The sequence below is a fragment of the Vibrio atlanticus genome (assembly GCF_024347315.1).
Taxonomy (GTDB): Bacteria; Pseudomonadota; Gammaproteobacteria; order Enterobacterales; family Vibrionaceae; genus Vibrio; species Vibrio atlanticus.
This window is the reverse complement of record NZ_AP025461.1, coordinates 741,655-762,428: the sequence shown is the minus strand read 5'-3', so window position 1 is coordinate 762,428 and position 20,774 is coordinate 741,655. Positions and strand designations below refer to the sequence as shown.

Annotated in this window: 16 protein-coding genes and 2 pseudogenes; 6 read left to right on the top strand and 12 right to left on the bottom strand. The window is 44.0% G+C overall.

Annotation, left to right across the window (positions count from 1 at the left end; translation table 11 throughout):
• Positions 1 to 43: 43 nt before the first annotated feature.
• Positions 44 to 499: pseudogene (locus tag OCV30_RS19095) on the top strand (tyrosine-type recombinase/integrase); the annotation flags it as partial.
• Between the two features lie 111 nt (positions 500 to 610).
• On the opposite strand, the pseudogene OCV30_RS19090 reads toward OCV30_RS19095, so the two are convergent.
• From OCV30_RS19090 to OCV30_RS19080, 3 genes and pseudogenes are all read right to left on the bottom strand, one after another.
• Positions 611 to 745: pseudogene (locus OCV30_RS19090) on the bottom strand (L-threonine 3-dehydrogenase); the annotation flags it as partial.
• A gap of 134 nt (positions 746 to 879) precedes the next feature.
• A complete protein-coding gene (gene tdh / locus OCV30_RS19085) occupies positions 880 to 1,911 on the bottom strand; it encodes an L-threonine 3-dehydrogenase (protein ID WP_065678209.1) in 1,032 nt (343 codons plus the stop codon).
• 110 nt (positions 1,912 to 2,021) lie between these two features.
• On the bottom strand, positions 2,022 to 3,215 hold the full coding sequence (locus tag OCV30_RS19080; RefSeq protein WP_017059545.1) for a glycine C-acetyltransferase: 1,194 nt from the start codon (positions 3,213 to 3,215) through the stop codon (positions 2,022 to 2,024).
• A gap of 531 nt (positions 3,216 to 3,746) precedes the next feature.
• Here OCV30_RS19080 and OCV30_RS19075 point away from each other — a divergent pair.
• Positions 3,747 to 4,679 carry a LysR family transcriptional regulator gene (locus tag OCV30_RS19075; protein WP_065678208.1) on the top strand — a complete coding sequence of 311 codons (933 nt, stop codon included), beginning with the start codon at positions 3,747 to 3,749 and terminating at the stop codon, positions 4,677 to 4,679.
• Entirely contained in the window at positions 4,679 to 5,062 is a 384-nt protein-coding gene (gene gloA2 / locus OCV30_RS19070; RefSeq protein ID WP_065678207.1) for an SMU1112c/YaeR family gloxylase I-like metalloprotein, read from the top strand. Before OCV30_RS19075 ends, gloA2 begins: the two co-directional genes overlap by 1 nt.
• Before the next feature lie 112 nt (positions 5,063 to 5,174).
• Here gloA2 and OCV30_RS19065 read toward each other — a convergent pair whose 3' ends face one another.
• From OCV30_RS19065 to OCV30_RS19050, 4 genes are all read right to left on the bottom strand, one after another.
• Positions 5,175 to 6,710, bottom strand: coding sequence for a PepSY-associated TM helix domain-containing protein (locus OCV30_RS19065; RefSeq protein ID WP_065678206.1), 1,536 nt, complete (start codon positions 6,708 to 6,710; stop codon positions 5,175 to 5,177).
• Between the two features lie 111 nt (positions 6,711 to 6,821).
• Positions 6,822 to 7,172 (bottom strand): hypothetical protein, encoded by a 351-nt coding sequence (locus OCV30_RS19060; RefSeq protein ID WP_065678205.1) that lies wholly within the window; start codon positions 7,170 to 7,172, stop codon positions 6,822 to 6,824.
• A gap of 326 nt (positions 7,173 to 7,498) precedes the next feature.
• Complete coding sequence (locus OCV30_RS19055) at positions 7,499 to 7,894, bottom strand: cytochrome b562 (protein ID WP_065678204.1); 396 nt, start codon at positions 7,892 to 7,894, stop codon at positions 7,499 to 7,501.
• A 166-nt stretch (positions 7,895 to 8,060) separates the two neighbouring features.
• Positions 8,061 to 8,807: a phosphatase gene (locus OCV30_RS19050; RefSeq protein WP_065678203.1), complete on the bottom strand. Its 747-nt coding sequence runs from the start codon at positions 8,805 to 8,807 to the stop codon at positions 8,061 to 8,063.
• Positions 8,808 to 9,086: 279 nt separating this feature from the next.
• Between OCV30_RS19050 and OCV30_RS19045 the strand changes: the two genes are divergently transcribed.
• Positions 9,087 to 12,110, top strand: coding sequence for an HD domain-containing phosphohydrolase (locus OCV30_RS19045; protein ID WP_065678202.1), 3,024 nt, complete (start codon positions 9,087 to 9,089; stop codon positions 12,108 to 12,110).
• A 30-nt stretch (positions 12,111 to 12,140) separates the two neighbouring features.
• Here the strand turns inward: OCV30_RS19045 and OCV30_RS19040 are convergent, their stop codons facing one another.
• Positions 12,141 to 13,160, bottom strand: coding sequence for a DMT family transporter (locus OCV30_RS19040; RefSeq protein WP_065678201.1), 1,020 nt, complete (start codon positions 13,158 to 13,160; stop codon positions 12,141 to 12,143).
• A gap of 91 nt (positions 13,161 to 13,251) precedes the next feature.
• Here OCV30_RS19040 and OCV30_RS19035 point away from each other — a divergent pair, with 91 nt between their 5' ends.
• The gene (locus tag OCV30_RS19035) at positions 13,252 to 14,166 is read left to right on the top strand and encodes a LysR substrate-binding domain-containing protein (protein ID WP_065678200.1); all 915 of its coding nucleotides are present in this window, start codon (positions 13,252 to 13,254) and stop codon (positions 14,164 to 14,166) included.
• A gap of 71 nt (positions 14,167 to 14,237) precedes the next feature.
• A complete protein-coding gene (locus tag OCV30_RS19030; protein WP_004730185.1) occupies positions 14,238 to 14,558 on the top strand; it encodes a heavy metal-binding domain-containing protein in 321 nt (106 codons plus the stop codon).
• Between the two features lie 100 nt (positions 14,559 to 14,658).
• On the opposite strand, the gene OCV30_RS19025 is transcribed toward OCV30_RS19030, so the two are convergent.
• The 4 genes from OCV30_RS19025 to OCV30_RS19010 all read right to left on the bottom strand — a co-directional run bounded on the left by OCV30_RS19025 (position 14,659) and on the right by OCV30_RS19010 (position 20,573).
• Complete coding sequence (locus tag OCV30_RS19025; RefSeq protein WP_065678199.1) at positions 14,659 to 15,915, bottom strand: peptidoglycan DD-metalloendopeptidase family protein; 1,257 nt, start codon at positions 15,913 to 15,915, stop codon at positions 14,659 to 14,661.
• 147 nt (positions 15,916 to 16,062) lie between these two features.
• Entirely contained in the window at positions 16,063 to 16,902 is an 840-nt protein-coding gene (locus OCV30_RS19020) for a tetratricopeptide repeat protein (protein ID WP_065678198.1), read from the bottom strand.
• A gap of 129 nt (positions 16,903 to 17,031) precedes the next feature.
• Positions 17,032 to 18,816, bottom strand: coding sequence for an ABC transporter ATP-binding protein (locus OCV30_RS19015; protein WP_065678197.1), 1,785 nt, complete (start codon positions 18,814 to 18,816; stop codon positions 17,032 to 17,034).
• Positions 18,810 to 20,573: an ABC transporter ATP-binding protein gene (locus tag OCV30_RS19010; protein WP_065678196.1), complete on the bottom strand. Its 1,764-nt coding sequence runs from the start codon at positions 20,571 to 20,573 to the stop codon at positions 18,810 to 18,812. The genes OCV30_RS19015 and OCV30_RS19010 overlap by 7 nt, the downstream gene beginning before the upstream one ends.
• Positions 20,574 to 20,774: the final 201 nt, after the last annotated feature.

The following is a 20,774-nucleotide window of genomic DNA, read 5'->3' as shown; positions in this document are numbered from 1 at the left end:
TCAACACGCCCTAGTTAACCTGAAAAATTTCAACCGAGTCATTACAGTCTCGATTCCACAGCTCATTGTAATTTCTAAGATTTGCTTAGCCACCGGTGCCCGTATAAGTGAAGCTCTAACTCTTACCCGTTCACAGGTAGCTGAATTTAAACTGACTTACACCAAGACAAAAGGTAAGAGGAATCGAAGTGTGCCCATCTCACCGGCTTTATATCAAGAGATCTTAGATATCGCGGTGAGCAACCATAAAATTTTTAACACGAGTTACAAGGACGCCTGGCGCTACATTAAAAGAGCTTTACCAGAGCACGTACCGAGTGGTCAAGCGACGCCTGTTCTACGACATACATTTGCTTCGCATTTTATGATGAACAAAGGGGATATTTTGGTGTTACAGCGAATTCTTGGACACACTAAAATTGAGCAGACAATGGCGTATTCTCATTTTGCTCCAGAACATTTGATACAAGCTGTACACCTCAATCCATTAGAGAATTAATGGCGACAAAGTGGCGGCAGGCACTGTAATCGACCGTTATTTAGCGGTTTTATTCGTAAAAAAGGCGACAGTTTTCACTGTCGCCTTTTGCTATTTAGAGCCTAATTTTTTCTATTCCCAATCGAGGATAACCTTGCCAGAAAGCCCACTACGCATAGCATCGAAGCCAGCTTGGAAATCATCAATTTTAAAGTGATGAGTAATGATTGGTGATAGGTCTAATCCTGATTGAATCAAACTTGCCACTCTATGCAAAATCAAAAACAACCATTAAATATCAACAGGTTAAATTAATTATCAACTTAAAATGGCTACAGAATGGCGACAAAAAAGGCAACAGTTTTACCTGTTGCCTTCTGAAATTCAAAACCGGTTGTAACCTACTCCCAGTCTAAAATCACCTTACCAGACATACCAGAACGCATCATGTCGAAGCCTTTCTGGAAGTCGTCCACTTTGTAGCGGTGAGTAATGATTGGTGTTAGATCTAGGCCTGACTGGATTAGTGACGCCATCTTGTACCAAGTTTCGAACATCTCACGACCGTAGATACCTTTGATAACCAAGCCTTTAAAGATTACTTGATTCCAATCTACTGCCATATCTGATGGTGGAATACCTAGTAGAGAGATCTTACCGCCGTGGTTCATGTTAGTCAGCATGCTGTTGAACGCAGATGGGTTACCAGACATTTCTAAGCCTACATCGAAGCCTTCAGTCATGCCAAGATCAGCCATTACGTCTTCAAGCTTCTCTTCCATTACGTTTACTGCACGAGTCACACCCATTTGACGAGCAAGGTCTAGGCGGTATTCGTTTACGTCAGTAATTACAACGTGACGAGCACCAACGTGCTTCGCAACAGCAGCAGCCATGATACCGATTGGACCAGCACCAGTGATTAGCACGTCTTCGCCTACTAGGTCGAAAGAAAGCGCTGTGTGTACTGCGTTACCAAACGGGTCAAAGATCGATGCTAGATCGTCAGAGATTTCTGCAGGGATCTTAAATGCGTTGAACGCAGGGATCACAAGGAACTCAGAGAACGCACCAGTGCGATTTACACCAACACCTGTAGTGTTACGACAAAGGTGAGTACGGCCGCCACGACAGTTACGACAGTGACCACATGTGATGTGACCTTCGCCAGATACACGGTCGCCGATTTCAAAACCACGAACTTCTTGGCCGATGCCAACAACTTCACCCACGTATTCGTGACCTACTACCATAGGTACTGGGATTGTGTTTTGTGACCACTCATCCCAGTTATAGATATGTACGTCAGTACCACAAATTGCGGTTTTCTTAATACGGATAAGAAGATCATTATGACCCATTTCAGGTTTTTTAACCTCGGTCATCCAAATGCCTTCTTCAGGCTTAAGCTTAGAAAGTGCTTTAATTTTCATAATGTTATCCAGTTCATCTCGCCTAACTGTAAGGCGAGAATCAAAAATCTATATGTTCTATTGGGTGTTGTTTTATCTAATCAAAGGATGCACAAGGCACCCCTTCAAAATTAGATGATAGCCATGTCTTTACCAACTTGGATGAACGCATCGATTGCACGGTCTAGTTGCTCACGAGAGTGTGCAGCAGACATTTGCGTACGGATACGAGCTTGGCCTTTTGGTACTACAGGGAAAGAGAAACCTACTACGTAGATACCTTTCTCTAGTGCGCGCTCTGCGAATTCAGCCGCTACTTTTGCATCACCCAGCATGATTGGGATGATTGCGTGGTCAGCACCACCCATAGTGAAACCAGCTGCTTCCATACGAGTACGGAAGTGAGCAGAGTTTTCCCATAGTTGAGTACGTAGGTCGCCAGATTCCGCTAGAAGATCTAGAACGCGGATAGACGCCGATACGATTGCAGGTGCAACAGAGTTAGAGAATAGGTATGGACGAGAACGCTGACGTAACCAGTCGATTACTTCTTTTTTACCAGAAGTGTAACCGCCTGAAGCGCCACCCATTGCTTTACCAAGCGTACCTGTGATGATGTCGATACGGTCAACAACGTTATGGAACTCGTGAGTACCCGCGCCGTTTTCACCCATGAAGCCAACTGCATGAGAGTCATCAACCATCACTAGTGCGCCGTACTTGTCAGCAAGATCACAGATAGCAGGAAGGTTAGCGACTACGCCGTCCATTGAGAACACACCGTCAGTTACGATAAGCGTGTGACGAGCGCCCGCTTCTTTAGCTGCGATAAGTTGTTGCTCTAGCTCTTCCATGTTGTTGTTCGAGTAACGGAAGCGCATTGCTTTACATAGACGAACACCATCAATGATAGATGCGTGGTTTAGAGCATCAGAAATGATTGCGTCTTCTTTGCCTAGAATCGTTTCGAATAGGCCAGCGTTTGCATCAAAGCAAGATGTGTAAAGGATAGTGTCTTCTTTACCAAGGAACGTAGATAGCTTTTGCTCTAGTTCTTTGTGAGAGTCTTGAGTACCACAGATGAAACGTACTGAAGCCATACCAAAGCCGTGCTGATCCATACCGTCTTTAGCTGCTTCGATAAGAGCTGGGTGGTTCGCAAGACCTAAGTAGTTGTTTGCACAGAAGTTTAGTACTTCTTCACCAGTCGAGATAGAAACCGCTGCTTTTTGTGCAGAAGTGATAATGCGCTCAGACTTGTAAAGACCTTCTTCTTTAACTTCTTCGATTTGAGTTTGAATCTGTTGGTAAAATGCAGAAGACATTGTCTATTCCTTCCTAATTATTATTCAGCAGCATCGCGCGCCGCATTATGTAGGGGATGTAAACGATTTCAATTCGATCATTTACACTGTAAAACTTATACCCCTATTCTAGTTGAACATCCCCTTCTCGATTATCCCTTTAGTTGGAAAAACATTAATGAATCACAGGCACTAATAATGGTTCATCCCAGTGACACAGGGCACATAAACGCGTCTTACCTGCTCTTTTTAACGTCAAATCCCCTTCCGTTTGTGTCTAATTTCACTTTCATATCAGATCTCTATTTTTCATCTCAAAACGATATGGTGATGATTATCCGCTTCTCTTAGAATGTGCATCAGCAACTCTGCTATACAGATGAAAACCGATGAGATGAAAAGCAAAACACGCCAAGCAATCAGAGCAATCAGAGCAATCAGAGCAATCAGAGCAATCACGCCAAGTAATTAATGAAATTGATTCACAAATCAAAGTAAATCACTCACAATTATCAATAAGCTCATCGTTGCAACTAGCCCAACTGGATACTTATGATTAACCCAAAACTCATCGCCCTACTTCCCGATCTCGCCTCGTTTATCTTAGTTGTGAATGAGGGGAGCTTTACCGCCGCAGCAAAACAGCTAGGCGTTACACCTTCAGCGTTGAGTAAATTGATCACACGTCTAGAAAAAGCACTCTCAGTAAAGCTGTTCGAGCGAACCACTCGTACATTGATCATCACGCAAGCAGGCCAGTTGGTATACGACCAAAGCGTGGTCATGATTAATGCGGCGCAACAAGCGGTTGAGCTGTCTACCTCCGACCATACTGAACCTGCAGGCTCTATAACGGTAGCGGCGCCTGAGGCGTTCTTGAACTCAGTGCTACAGCCTTTTGTTGTTCCATTTTTAAATCAGTATCCAGAGATTCAACTCAAGCTAAGGGCAGCTGATGGCGACATCGACATATTGCGCCAAGGCATCGACATTGCCTTTCGCCTTACCGACAAACCTGACGAGAGTTTGGTATTGAAAGAACTCGGAAAAACAAACCTCGTGTTGTGTGCAAGCCCTAGCTATTTAGAAGCGAAAGGGATTCCTCACCACCCTACCGAGCTGTCTAAACACGATTGTTTGTATCTTGCAGAGACAGATAAAGACCACATTTGGGACTTTCTTAAAGATGATGAGTTTCACACCGTTCCCGTCAGTGGACGTTACGCGGTAAACCACTCTCAGATGCGACTTAAAGGCGTGAAAGAAGGGCTTGGCGTCGGCATTTTCCACGACTTCGTGATTCAAGATGCGTTGGCTGAAGGTTCTGTAGTGCAAGTACTAGAAGATTGGACCATCAAGAGTAATTACCATGGCGCTATCGCGATGCAGTTTGCTCAAACCAAGTACATGCCTGCCCGGTTGCGTGTGTTCATTGATTATGCGATGGAACACTTGGGTGACAAACTGGCAGGAGAAATAAACTAATGCTGAAAGGAATACACCACGCCGCCATTATTTGCTCAGACTACGAAGTCTCTAAACGCTTTTATACAGAAGTTTTAAAGCTTGAAGTGATTGCGGAAAATTATCGTGAAGCACGTCAGTCGTATAAGCTCGACTTGGCACTGCCTAATGGCGCTCAAATAGAATTATTCAGCTTCCCTGACGCACCTGAAAGACCAAGCTTTCCGGAAGCTCAAGGGTTGAGACATTTGGCTTTTTGTGTTGATGATGTTCAACATGTCAAAAGCTATTTGGAAGGACAAGGCATTGAAGTCGAACCAATTCGAGTTGATGAGTTTACGGGGAAATCATTTACGTTTTTCGCAGACCCAGACGGCCTGCCGCTTGAGCTTTATCAGATCTAAAGCTTTATCAAATCTAGAGCAGCATCTAGTCTAAAGTCTTCCTCACAAAGGAATCTCTCATCTGATAAATAAACGGACCTTCTCAAGTCGAGAAAGTCCGTTTGCATGTCAATTAACTCAACGCGGTCTTGAATCTCTCAACGCGTGAAAACAGTAACCAATCCAATAGCATTGCTGTCACGATAGTTGCACCCGCGAGTGGAAACAGTATCGAAATAATAACCACAGTCACTAAGCCTGCTTTCCAAAAACCAGCATCGCCAAACTTCGGTGGCGTTCCCAACTTTCTTTGGCCTGAAGGTCTGCGTATCCACCACATTACTCCACCAGTCACTGACACCACAATGAACGCCAAACAGAACAACGCATTTAGAAGCTTATTAATGATGCTGATGTCACCTTGATGCAGAGAAATACCGACGGCTAAGGTTTTGGCGAATAAATTGTAATCTTGCCACGTCACCTCTCCTAGAATGCGCCCTGAATACTGGTCGAGGTGAGTCGTGCGATCTTGGGTTGGGTCGATGATATCGCCTCCCATGGTATTGGCAGCCACGGTGTAAACGCCCGTTTCTGAGCGCGGAAAATTGACTTTATATTGTGTAAAACCAATAGATTGAGCTTTTTCTATCACATCATCAATCGAGAAATTACTGGCAGATAATACATGCTGAGAATGATCCTCACCCATCTTAGAATGGTCATGAGCTTCAGACGCTTCTTCTACTTGGTGGACGTGTTCTGCTGGCTTATCTTGAGATAAAGGCAGTGGAGTTTGCTCTAGGTTCCAAGGCATTTCCTCTTCAGACCCGTGATTTAAAGAAGCATGCGTTTCGTTAGACAGAGGAATATCGTCCCACATTTGAGCAGGAAAAGTACTCCATGCTTGCACTAGCTTACCACCCCAAAAACCAGTCCACGATAATCCTGATAGAATAAATAACAGAAGAATGAATGACAGTGTTCCACCGATGTTCGCATGTAGATCTCGCATTAAAACACGCGTTCCTGAACCAAATCGAAGTTTAAGAAAGCCAGCACGGCTCGCGTTATCTCTCGGTAACCATAAGTAAATACCACTGATGAGTAACAGAATAGACAAGCTTATTGCGACTTCAATTAGGTAATCACCCCAATCACCAATCAACAAAGTGCCGTGAATGTCATTCGCCAGTTGATACAGACTATCGCTGCGGGGGATTTCTCCTACCACTTCGCCAGTGTATTGATTCACCGTGGCGAAAACGGAAGTGCCATCCTCAAGTGATACAGGAAATCGGTTCGCAAGATCAGGGACTTTGCTCGGTACAAACTGTGTCACCGTACCTTGTGGGTAGTGATTTTGTACGGCAGCTAATTGTTGTGACACCTTGATCGGTTCGCCCGATGCAACAATTTCAATCGCGTCTTGATGGAAAGCAAGTTCGATTTCATCGTCAAACAGCATCACCAATCCAGTAATACTCAACATCAACATAAATGGGATAACGAATAGCCCGGCATAGAAGTGCCAGCGCCAAGTGAGGAAGTAGAGAGTTTTATTGCGGTCTTTGCTTTTTATATTGGTTTTCGAACCGGTTGTTGCACTGCTTTTAGACTGCGAAGTTACTTGTGCTTTCGCAGGGATTTGAGATTCATTTCTCAACATTATAATTTCCTTTGACACACGCAAACGTACCTTCTGAAAAATCAGAAAGTAATCTGAGCATGTTTAACTTTACTTAATACTTTATTTTCTAATTATGTTAGTGGGTTAGGTTTAAGCAATACCAAAGGGAGGGCCGCGCGGGGCTTGTCTCGTGTAGCGTTCGCTTAGAGCCAAAAAAGCGTAGCTGTCTGAGACAATAGAACTCAATCGAGTTGTCAGTAGTGTAGTTGGAAGATTGTCTTGGTGAAACGTGGAAAAATGGCTAAAGGGACACGGCTTTCCTTTATGAGTATTAGGTTCACCTTCTTCAATTTGAACCAGTTCAAAGCCATTGACCGTACATAACGACGCCCATACTCCCGCACTATTACCATGAGCATTGATAACAGGCATTAATGTCACCAGCACCCAGCTTAATGCTGTAGCAAGTAACATGGAGAAGTTGAACGAGGTTCGGCGCATTATTCCAAATCTTTATAAATTTCCCTTATTATGAGGGACTTGGAATATAGGTAAACGTAAAGATTAACAGCAAGTTAAAAAATTGAAGCTAACGCACACTCTTTTTAGTTAAAAACTGGTTACAACCAAAGAGCCAAAAGAATGTTACGCGTCCATTAGCAGTAAAATGTCTAGAAAAATAGCAGTAAACTGTTTAGAGAAACGACAATAAAAAACGCCGCCTTACACCTTCCCTTGAAGAGGGTAATGTAAGACAGCGTTTTAGAAATCGAATCTTGAGGTTTTGCTCTTTGTTACGTATCTAGCAAACTCAATTGATTGGCAAATTAGCCGAAGATCTTGCTCCAAATGCTTGGATTACGCTTCTCATGGTACTCTTCACGCAGGCCGTCAATAGTACGAAGTTCCTGCTGTGCCGACTCTAAGTCACCTTGGTCTAGCTTCTGCTCAATGCTATCCAATGATGCACTGATCTTTTTGAACCCTTCCATGAAGTTGTCTTCTTTCTCGACTGGGTAAACACCCGTTTTCAGCTCTGCCACTAGCGTATCTAAACGAACGATAGGCTTTTGCATCTCTTCAATGCTTTGAGCTTCTGCCGCTTGTTTGAACGCAAGCTTCATTTCTTGCATGTTTTTCTTAAGGTCTACATTAGCAAAAGCGTTGCCAGACAATAGTGAAGCAGCGATTAAGCCAGATAAAAGGATTGAGCGAGTTTTCATTGTTTCTCCAGGTGAAGCGATGTCTTTGAAGATAGCGCCATCGTTATTGTGGCACTTCGACTTTATTATTTTCGGCTAGTGTATACAAAAATCCGTCGGGCACAAAAATTGATTGTGTCGAAATGCAAACTAGCTAGCTAATTACTGACAAGTACCGGGCAAACCATCACTCAAATACCGAAAACTCGGTAATCGATTGACGACCACGTAATGCCAAAAAGGCTAAGAATTGCTGTGGTGAATGGGTAATAACCTTGCTCGAATCCACGCCCACCTCATCAAGTAGTGAAGACACGAGATCTAACCCGCCCACATCTATGCAGAAATGCGCATCGCTACCTGTCGTAATAAACGCACCTTTCGCTTTCGCTATTCTTGCGATCTCGTAACAACGATCAACACTGCCAACGCGACTATTGCCTTTAAGCGTGGTGTTATTAATTTCGATTGCTACGTTATGTTCCGCCGCGCATTGAATCACAGGTTCAAAATCAAAATCAAAATTTGGGTTTCCTAAATGACCAAGTGCATCAATTCGACCGCCCTTAATCACATTCACGAGAGCCTCTGTATGGGTAGCGACATCCGATGGGCGAAAAACGGGCTCGTGGAAGCTGGCAATCACCCAATCTAGGTTCTTATCAACGCTCGGATGAATATCGATTTCACCCTGTGTGTTCATGATGTTTGACTCGACACCTCGAATAATTGCGACATCTTCAATAAAACGAGGAAGTACACGCTGGTTACTGAAGAACCAATAGTGTGGCGCGCCCGGCATAGACTCTGAATGGTCGGTTGTACAAAACATAGCTAAACCATTTTGCTTTGCCGACTTAGCGTTTTCGATCAATGTGCTGTAAGCATGACCACTTGCGTATGTGTGGGTGTGAGTATCTACTTTGAGTTCCATGAATCAATGCCCTCTTCGCTCGGTCAAAAAACGTGCTTCAGAAAATGAGTGCTTAATAGCAACAATCCGACCAGTTTATCAGCTGAAAGTGACAATTAGCACTCAAACATAAAGGTTTATTCTGGTTCATTGATACGACACGGGAATACGTAGCTAACCAGAAGACGCTAACGCTTTTCTTATCTAAGTAACATCGAACATACTCGGTAATTACGCCAATTTTTTGCAACCTACCCAAGTTCGTCAATACTTAAACCAGTCTACAAACTGGAGTGTTAGATGAGAAGAAGACGATATCCGCTGAGCATCCACATCACTAGCCTTTTCTTAATTTTGACCACTCTTGTCGGTACCGTACTGATTTCGATAAGTTATCGGCATTCTCAAGAACTGCTTTTAGGCACAGTGCGCGAAGTCAGTAATGAACATCGCGATAAACTGGAATCGGTATTTAAACAAGCTATTGCCCCAGTCATCACAACTTTAAACGTGATGGCAGTGAGCCCGTTTGTTGCTCATCAAACCTCCTCCGTCGAAAAAGAATCTTGGCTTGCTTCGGTCGATATCATCTTCAAACAAAACACCAATTTGGTCGCTCTATTTTATGGTTCTGAAGATGGTGACTTCAGAATATTTCGCCCTCTGAGATCCATTAAACAGAGAGCCGACAATAACGCCCCCGCCAAAGCGACCATGATGGTCAGCAGCACCAATCTAGACGGTGAAAACTTTATTACCTTCCTTGATGGCGCACATCAAGTGATCAGCACCAGCCAAGCAGAGAGTAAGTTCAACCCCACTACTCGACCTTGGTTTCGTAACGCAAAGCCTGACGGCTCAATACAACTTTCTGAGCCCTACCTATTCTATTTCCTGCAAACCAATGGCATTACGCTTTCTAGACGTTCATTGGATGGCAAGCATGTCGTTGGTGCCGACTTCACGTTGAAATCTCTCTCTTCCCAGATCAGTGAATTGGCCTACTCTCCGCAAACCCGACTCGCCTTGTTCGATCAACATTTTAATCTTCTCGGTCAGCATCAACTTGATTTATCGATCCCCAAGCTTACCTCCCCGCCCAACGACACAAGTAAAGCTGAGAAAACGAATAACCAAGCGACGGGCAAACTCTCTGGCAGTGAACAAGATCTAAGCTTTTTTAATGTGCCAAAGCGTGAACAGATGGAAGCATTGAAAGCATCCGTCATAGCACCACTTATCTCCGACGAGGAGAAATTAAACCTCAACTTAAAAAACGTTGAGTACAACTTAAACACTTGGGCATTAACGCTAACGCCTGTTGAACTCACTCAAAATGTCACTTTATATTTGGCAGAAGCGACGCCACACAATGAACTGCTCGCTGATCTTATCTCAATGCGAGACAAGCAAGTTGCGGTCGCGATTGGTATGTTGTTCATCTGCTTCGCTATCGTATGGTTTGTTGCTAATCGTCTGTCTCAGCCGCTCAATACACTGATGCAACTCACCGACAACATCGCACGATTTGACTTCAGGCGAACTCATTATCCCAAAAGCATGATTCAAGAAGTGGCTAACCTCGCCCACTCGATTGAGCTGATGGAACACACGCTTCATGATCTGATTACGCTACTTCGAGACACGGCAGGTAATCAGGAGTTTTCGATCTTAGCCAAGAATATTGCTCATCAAAGCTATTTAATTACCAAAGCAGAAACCATCGTCCTCTTCACTCAATCAAAAGAGAAAGATGTGTTTGATACGGCCGCGAACCTCGCCATTCTTCCCTTTAAGGCCGACATCAATGACTTCATCAAGCACACCCCTTGGTTGCTGTGCCAGCTTAAATCTGGAGAAACCATCCACTTAAACCGAGAAGACAATGTTCTCAACTATTACCAAGATTCGATCTTCAATTCAGATCTGTACCTGTTTCCACTATTAAACCGTGAGAAGTTGTTGGTGGGTATCGTCGCAATTGGCTATGAAAGACCGATTACCAAGATGCAGGCAGACAAGCACGCCTTCTTACGAGAACTGCTCAGTTTTGCGGAAATAGCCAAAGATAACATTGACCAAATGCAGCAACAAAAAGACATGCTTAACGCCTTTATCGAGTTGATTGCATCAGCGATTGATACCAAATCACCTTACACAGGCGGGCACTGCCAACGAGTGCCTGAACTGACCAAATGGCTGACTCAAGCAACCATTGATGATGACCGTTATTACCCGCAATTCTCATTGGATAGTAAACAGTGGGAAGAGTTAATGCTCGCCGCTTGGCTTCATGACTGCGGCAAGGTAACCACACCTGAGTATGTCGTAGACAAAGCTACAAAATTGGAAACCATTTACGACCGAATCCACGAAGTGCGAATGCGTTTCGAACTGTTAAAACAACAGGCTGAAACCGACTACTGGAAAGCCATAGCGAACGGAGCGCTTCAAGAAGATCAGCTGAAAGTTCTCGAGCAAAGTTTATCTGAATTGGATGAAGAGTTTGCCTTCGTAGCCGAGTGTAACCTTGGTGGGGAGTCTATGACGGATGAGCAACTAGAGCGCTTAGACCAAATAGCCAAGCGCCAATGGAAACGAACACTCGACGATCAGCTAGGTTTATCTTGGTCTGAAAAAGAGAGATTTAACACGCAGCAAGATCCGGCTGAAAAAGATGAAATTGAGCCAAGAATCAAAGACCAAACGCTGCCCGTGATGGAGCCGCTACTTGTCGATAAACCCGAACATAAAATACCTTGGGATAATGGCTTTAACCCAGCCGACGTGTGGCAAGAAGCGTTTGTACTCAAACCTGGTGAAGTCAAGTACAACCAAGGTGAATTGCACAATTTGAAAGTACGTCGCGGTACCTTAAACGACGAAGAACGCTTCATGATAAACGACCATATCATTCAAACCTTCACCATGCTCAACAAGCTCCCTTACCCATCTTATCTCAAGAACATTCCTGACATTGCCAGCGGACACCACGAACGTATCGATGGCAAGGGTTACCCGAGAGGCTTAAACGAAGACCAGTTACCTTTGCCGTCTAGAGCTATGGCCATTGCCGATGTATTCGAAGCGCTCACCTCCAGTGATCGCCCGTATAAGAAAGGCAAACTCCTAAGCGAATCACTCAATATCATGACCGACATGGCCACCAGCGGTCATATCGATCCAAAACTGTATTTGCTGTTTTTAGAAAACAAAATCTATGACAAATACGCTGAGCGATTCCTAGAGACTAAACAGCGTTGCAAGATTGAACCAAACGAACACATCGACCGAGTAAAAGAGTACATTCGTTCATTGTTCTAGGCTTTTGTCTGTAATCTTCAGCCTCAATGATTAGCTTTTAACGGCAGAGTCCAAAACCGCAGCATCTGCTACAGCCACAGCAGATCGAGGTGTTTGCTTGGCTTTTGCTTTGCTGTGTCTTTTAGCCAATAGAGTATTGGTTATGCTCGCCACGACTATCAAATTGATGCCGATTAACTGCTGAGATGAAAACACGTCATCAAAGAACAAGCTCTGCCATAACGCACTGAACAGCATGTTCGTGAAAATTAGGGGAGCCAACTGAGAACCGCTGTCTGCCAACTTGTACGCTTTCGAGCGGAAGATTTGCGTGTTAATAGTAAATAGAGCCAATCCAAAAGCGCCAAGCCCAATCCAGCGTAAGCCTTCAAAAGATAGCAGAGCCGAAAAGGTTCCATTGCCCGCAGCACTCTCAAGCATATCTGGATCCGCAGATACTGAAGTAAACACAACCATTGGTATCACAATGATTGCCGCGACCAAGAACGTCCACGCGTTAAGCTCTGCGGGTGTCAGGCTAGTCTTGGATGCTCGATACAAACTCACTTGTGAACCCGAATTAAACACACCCGCCAATAACCCTAGCAACAACGCTGGCCTAAAGAACTCTGAACCAAATTCAAACTGCGACCAGTCCCCAGCCATCATCGCTACGCCGACAAAGGTGACAACTAAACAAATCACTGTGGTTGTATGAATTTTGGTTCCAAATATTAATTTTTCTAACAAAGGAATGAACAGAGGGCCAGTGCTGAACAACACCACACCTTCAACCAGCGTTAGGGTTTGCAAAGACGTTAGGAAACACCACTGGCATGCCACCATAAAAATCGCACGCATCACTAAAGGTTTCCACATACCGAGTGAAGGTTTCGTGATTTTGTACAACATCAAAAATAGGAATAAAAACAGACTGGGTAACAAAAAACGCACTAAACTCAATAATGAAACGGGTATTGATACCGATAGATACTTGGCCATTAAGCCACTTAAAGACAAACTGAACGTCGACAACAACATGAAAGCCGTCGCCTTGGTAATATCAGACATAATTATCACCTCCTATGACAGTTATTTTAGAGGCGTGACGTGATGAGAAATAGCGAGTATTATTAACCACAACTGTAAGGAAAGCTTACCAATGAAGAAACTCGTTCCACTTAAATCCGTTTATGCTTTCATTGCTGTCGCCGAAACAGGCAGCATGACCGAAGCCGCTCGCGTGTTGTACGTCAGTCATTCAGCAGTAAGCCAAGCGATAAAATCATTAGAGCAACTGGTCAATAAGCCGCTGTTCCAACGTGTGGGTCGCCGTGTTGTGCTGAATGCCGCAGGTAAGCGATATTATCGAAAAGTCGCACCCGCACTGGAACAAGTAATAGAAGCCACAGAAGAACTCGCCAAAACGCCTAACGACCACCGCATCACCCTCAACATGGTTAACTCACTCGCCATGCACTGGTGGATCCCGCGAGTTTCCGAATTCCAAAGCTTTGCTCCCTCTCTTGATATTCGCATATCTACGTTAACGGGCACTTTCGACATAGAGCAGGAAGGTGTAGACATCGCGCTCGTGCACGGCAAACCGAGCGAGTGGGATCGATATTATAGCGAAAAGCTCGGTGACGATGATCTGGTATTGGTGTGCAGCCCGGCACTATTGAAAAACCAAATGGGATTAAGCGTTGAACAACTGGTGAAACAAAACCCAACCATTGGTGTCTTCAACCCAAGAAGACAGCATGACTGGCAAGTGTGGTGCGATCACTACCAAATACCCATGCCGACATTCCACAGTAACTTGACGTTCGATGTCTCGATTCAAGCCGTACAGGCTGCCATTCGTTCGCTTGGTGTATTAGTCACTCACCGCTTGTTTGTGAAAGATGACATCAGCCATGGCATGTTGGTCGAAATTAGTGATCCAGTGGCTAACCCCCATCAAGACTTCTATTTCGTTTGTCCAAAAAACAAATTAAAACAAGAAAGTGTGCTAAAACTGAGAACATGGTTGAGGCATGAATTCACACGCTCAGAGACAAAACTCAACGAGTAGCCAGTCACCTAGTAACCAATCAACTAGTAACAACTCATCTAGTAACCAACCATCAACTTACAGAGGCCACTATGATTATTACCACCACACAATCTGTCGAAGGCAAACGCATTGTCGATTACAAAGGGGTTATTGCCGGAGAAGCCATTCTAGGGGTTAACGTATTCAAGGATATGTTTTCAGGTATTCGAGACTTCGTCGGTGGACGTTCTGGCACCTATGAAAAGGAGCTGGAGAAAGCACGTAACTACGCATTCAAAGAGCTGGAGCAGAAAGCGATTGAAGCGGGTGCAAACGCAGTGGTTGGTGTCGATATCGATTATGAAGTCTTAGGAACAGGTAATGGCATGTTGATGGTATCAGCCAGCGGCACAGCAGTTGTCGTCGCTTAATCGAATCTGAAATTATGTAATTCCATAAATGCTTATTCCAACCTTCGGTTTGTTTATCACCAGAAGGTTGGAATAAGGATAAGCCGTGGCTGAAGTGAATTTAACTCGTTCTGCCTTCTTGCTCAGAGATGATCTCATCAAAAGAGGCAATTCGAGCAAGGAACGCCCCCTTGTCTTTCGGTAATATAGAGCTTGCCAAAGGCAGGTCTGCTTTCATCGCGTCGACCGCCCTTCCACGTACCAACACTTCAAAATGTAAGTGAGGCCCTGTTAAACGGCCTGTTGCACCCGACAGCGCAATTTCCTGCCCACGCTTAATCTGTTGCCCTTTCTTAACCAAGAATCGACTCAAATGCAGATAACGAGTTTTGTAAACACTGTTATGTTCTATCACTATGTATTTTCCTGCGTATGGATGGTCACGAAGTGCCACAACCCTACCGTCTCCCGTTGAATAAACGGATGAACCCACAGGTGTTGCGAAATCAGTACCATTATGCGGCGATACACGTCCAGTCACAGGATGCTTTCGGAATGGGTTGAATGATGAAGTGATTCTTCGGAATTGTTTATCTATTGGGTATCGATTGAAAGCTTGCTCAAGGCTATTCCCTTCTCGGTCATAGAAACGTCCATCCGCAGCAAGAAAAGCCGCCACTTCCCTATTTCGTAGCTTGATAGAGACCCCTTGCACTTCAGTCTTACCCGTTAAGTGATCTTCCGTGTACTGCTCTTTAACCAAAACATTAAAGCTGTCGCCAGCTCTGAGATCTTTGGAGAAGTTAATTTTATCTTTCAGCGTTCGAGTGATATTGGCTATCTGGGCACTGGTTAAACCGGCCTTGTAAGCTGACGTGGAAAAACTACCCTGCACCGCACCTGCGTACAGCTTTTCTTTCCATTCCCCAGGAGTCTCGATGAACTGATAACTAAAACTACCGTCATCATTTTCTGTATAGACAGCTTGTTCAACCAAGCTCTCATGGTAAATCAATTCGACTAGCTGTTTAGATTCACTATCCAACAACAACTCTAGATGATCACCAGGCTTGATCGTGTCCAGTTTCAGTGATTCTAGATCGGCCTCAAGTATCTTTTTAGCCGTTCCGTAAGGGAGTTTCCAAGAGGTAAATACATTACTGAGTGTATCCCCAACTTTGACAAAATAATGAACTCTTACCAGAGAACTTGGCTCAACGTTTGAATTCGATGGCTTCTCATCCGCCGAAACCGCACCTTGGTAAGGTGTAATTTTGATAGCGATGTCTTCTGGTGGTTCAGGAGAAATAGAAAGATATAAAGCAAGTGAAAATGCGCTGATAGCAGTAATAATCAGGCCAGTACGGAGGAACTTCATAAAAATACTTAACGGTTATCGCAATGAACTTTTCCAATGTTATAACATAACAATCAGTTCAGTAAAATAAGCGAAATGTAAGAAACCGTTCCGTAAAAATGATTAAAAGCATAGTAAGCGTACGAAGCTCACTATGCCATTAAATAATTACTCTTCACAAAGTGCTTCAAAACGATCTAAGCCGCGTAGCATCTCAAAATCTGGCTCTTCAGCTAGCAACTCTCGCATTGAGCCACTGGCTTCGATAGAGCGCTCTAAGTCGTCGATTGCCTGACCTTCAGCACCTAATCTTGCATACGAACAAGCTCGTTGGTACAAGGCATGGGCATTTTGATCATCCACTTCCAATACACGATTACATAAGCTCATTGCCCAGTGGTATTCCTGCATGTCCATTGCGGCATCAGCTTTATAAGTGAGTGCCTCTAAATCACCAGGGCGGACTTTTAAGATCTCATCGTAAATCTCAATTTTTTGCTCGGCGGTTTGAGCATTTTGCGCTCTCAACCATAAGTTGTGTATTTCATTGATGATTTCGATTTCTCGGTTGTTCTCTGAGATGATTCGAGTCTTACGCTTTAGATCCCTTTCAAGTACATTAAATTTCTTTTCGTACTCTTGAGCGATAGAATTCAATCGCTGATCAGCCATTTCTTTGGTTGTGTGCTTGAGTTCTTTAAGCGATTGCCAGCCAACTAATGCGATAAGTGAAGCGACACCCGCAATAATGTAGAAAAAATAGGTTACTGTCACGTTGGCGTAGTTCAGCGATTTGTCCGCAACAGAGAGCTCGCGGTCGGTCATCTGAATAGTCAAACGTCTTTCAAGATCTTGTTGGTCCATTCTTAGCTGCTTCAATTCATCCAAGATATAGCGTTCCATCAACGGTCGATCTAAATAGTCCAATTCTGAGTACTCAACCTCTTCGCTTGCAAAACTCATCGTGCTGAACACCGAGATAACTGCAATCAATAAGATTCGAAGCATTATACATTCCTTATATATTTCATCTTTAGGCTAACTGTATCTTGTAATAGTCATACAAGCTAGGAAGTCGACAAGTTTGGCTTATTCGTATTAGTTAATAGTTATTTATAACTCGATAGTCACTCATTTCTACAATCGACTCTTTCTACAATCGATTCCTCCAACCACCGACTCTTCCAACAATCCTGCATAAATTCCATTGTGTGCTATCAGCTGTCGATGGTTACCTTGTTCAACAATTTCACCCTTTTCCAACACAAGAATGGTGTCTGAGTGACGAACGGTACTCAAACGGTGTGCAATCGCAATCACGGTTTTTTCCTTAAACAGACGCTGCATTGCTTTTTGAATCAGGTCTTCGGTGATTGAATCCACCGAGCTAGTTGCTTCATCAAGCATCATCAGTTGTCCACCTTGTGCAACCGCTCTAGCGAACGAAATAAGCTGCGTTTGCCCCACAGATAGGTTGGATCCGTTCTTTTCTAAATGGAAGTCATAGCTTTGTGGCAATTGTTCAATAAACTTATCGGCGTACACATAGCGTGCTGCTTGTTCAACCTCAGTTCTAGATAGATGCGTTTTGCCCAGCGCGATATTGAATTGGATTGTCTCTTCAAACAAGTGCACATCTTGCATCATCATTGAGAACAAATGAGCAGAGTCTTCACTTGAAACCTGTGACAGCTCTATTCCATTCAACAAAATGCTGCCTTCATAGTCTTGGTAGGTTTTAGAGATCAGACGCAGAACCGTCGACTTACCCGACCCCGTCGAACCTACAAGCGCGATTTGATGCCCTTTCTCCAATACAAACGAAACATTCTTTAGAACATAAGGAGAGTCGTCTTTGTAACGGAAGCTCACGTTCTTAAACTCTAGGCTCACAAACTGTTCGAGCTGTTTTTCAACCTTGCTCGATGACAGCAGGTTGCGCCCTTCTTCTTCAGTCGGCTCAACAAACAGCTCTTCAATATGGTCAAACGCTGCAAATGAACTCTGAATCGAAGCAATCTGCGAAGTAAAGTCACGGATCGGAACAAACACTTTCTCTAAGGTGTTGATGAACGCAATTAGCACACCCAACGTGAGTGCCCCTTCTATCACTTGTTCAGATCCATACCAGATCATAATTGCGATGGTGATAGAGGTGATGCCAGAGATAAACGAAAACAAAATCGCATCGTATTTATTTATCTTCTTCTGCGCTCTTAAAAACTCATCGGTATAGCCTTGGTAGCGCTGTTCTACTTGATCTTCCGCTCGGTACATCTGAACGGTTTTCATACCAAATAAGACTTCTTGTAAAAAGCCAATACCACGAGCGAGCGAAGAACGAGTCACCTTGTACAGTTCACGAAGTCGGTTTCTTACATACACCGTCAAATACATCACCGGCGGCATAATGATCAAAACAATCATCGTTAATTGCCAATCAATGAAGAACATCATTACCAACAGAGCAATGGTGTTAATACTGTCCTTCACTAGACCAACAACCGATTGAACAAACGTCTCGCCGATGGTTTCCAAGTCGCTAGTTAGTCGTGAAAGCGTGACGCCAATCGGTGTGTTATCAAAATAACTGCGCGGTAGTTTAAGTACTCGATCAAACAACACTGAACGCATATCGGTTATCGTGTACTGCCCCGTTTTACGTAGGTTGTACGAATAGGTGGTATCCACCACATAGCTCGCCACCAGCACAGCAACGAGATAGAAGACATATTCGAGCAATCCATCCATATCACCATGACTTAAATGAACATCGATCACTTGAATGATCAGCCAAGGAAACAATAGGCTTGTAATGACAGAGAGCGGAAGCATCGCCATGCCCAGAATCGCAGAGCGTTTGTATTTCTTAGCAAACTTAAAAAAGTGCTTGAGGTACTTGAGATCAACACCTTTTAACATGCTGCTGCCTCCGTTTCATTCTGCTGTAACTGCCATGTATCGTAATAGTAATCGCACGTTTTCAATAACGTCGCATGGTCGCCCTTCGCAATCACCTTACCTTCGTTCAACACGATAATTTCATCCATATATTCAAGGGCATTTATACGGTGTGAAACCACAAGTACCGATTGATTTTCCAAGCGCGTAAACAAGCCCTCTAAAATCTTACGTTCTGTTTCATAGTCGACAGCCGATAGAACGTTATCCATGATGATCAGGTCGGTGGGTTGCAATAAAGATCGAGCAATGCTCAAGCGCTGTTTCTGACCACCTGACAGCATGATCCCTTTCTCACCGACTAAGGTTTGATCGCCGTGTTCAAAACGCGTCACGTCACTGGCCAACTGACTGAGATCCAGCACTTCATCAACCTGACTCTTTGCCAAGTCAATATCTAAGCTACCAAAGCGGATATTGTCTTCGACGGTTGCAGAAAACAGGTAAGGGTCTTGCGTCACGGTTTTCACGTAACGGCGCAAATCACTGCGCGAGAAGCTTGTGACATCTCTTTCGCCAAGAAAAACCGAACCTTCTGGTACATCCAAGTGATGGTTCAAGCAATTCACTAATGTCGTTTTACCCGCTCCAATTCCGCCTAGCACACCCACTTTGTTACCTGCTGGAATGTCAAAGCTGATGTCATCGAGAATCAGACGTTCTTCACCTGAATAGCTGAAGCTGAGATTGCGAATAGAAAACGTTTTTCCCTTCAGAGATTCAACATCTAACTCAGTGAGCTTATCTTCATCAAGATCTGGAATTTTTGCATTAAGAATGGTTTGTACACTTTGAATACCTACCATGCCACGCTGATAAATGGTCGCGATTCTGCCAAGCTGCATCAATGGCATAGCCAGTAAAACCGAGTAAGTTAGGAAAGCAGTAATTTCACCGAGGGTTAGCTCTTGTCTCATTAACATGTAGCCACCAAGCCCAAGAATGATGATTTTCATCAGGTCATTGGCGTAGTCGAGTACCGGCATAAAGAAGACTTGAATACGTGTGATTTTAAGGCGGCACTCAAGCAATAACTGGTTCAGCTTTTCAGTTTCGGTTTTCACCCAAGGTGACATCTGCTGGCTCTTAATCAAATCAATCCCAGACAGGTAACTCATTAGCTGAGCAGACAAGTTTTGTAGACGTTTCATGTGCTCTAAATGCAGTGTTTTCATACGCTTGAAGCCCACACGGAAAATCACAAAAGCGATTGAGATAGGAATAATCGAATACAGTGTGAGTTCTGGCGATATGCGCCACATGTAGAGAGGCGTCAGCGACAACGCAAGCAACGCATTGAAGAACTGCAAGAAGCCGACACCAAACAGCAGTCGGATACCACTAAGGTCGTTATTGATAATTGAGATCAATCGACCTGAAGCAAAACGTTCATGAAAGCTGCTTGGTAAGCGATTCAGCTTTTGTAGAAGTGTACTTTTGAGCGCTGCTTCTGTAATTCGCCCCGGATTAAGCGCATAGATACGAGACAGAATTCTCACCACCACCATGGCAACCGACATACCGACCACGATCCAAACATAGGTTTGAAGCTGCTGATGGCCCATTGTTGAAGCATCCTCAATAAGATCGATGGCAAGTTGGATATAACGAGGGATCTCTACCTGTAACCAGTTAACGAGAAAAATGAACACAATCGCCAGTAAGTACGAGGTGCGATTCATGCGCAAATAGTGGGCAACAAACTGTCTTTTATTCATAGTCTTCTTTGTTTAGGGTAGGCTCACAGCGCTTTGGCGATTCACGACGGAATAAGCAATCAAGCTCAAGGTGTCATCGCTAAGATAAAGATACATCAAAAAACTAAGTTGATGACCATTATCTACTGGTCATGGTTACTCTATCTTAGAACGGCAAGAAACAAATTTGCCGCCAAAAGTGGCGGCAAATTGATAATTGAA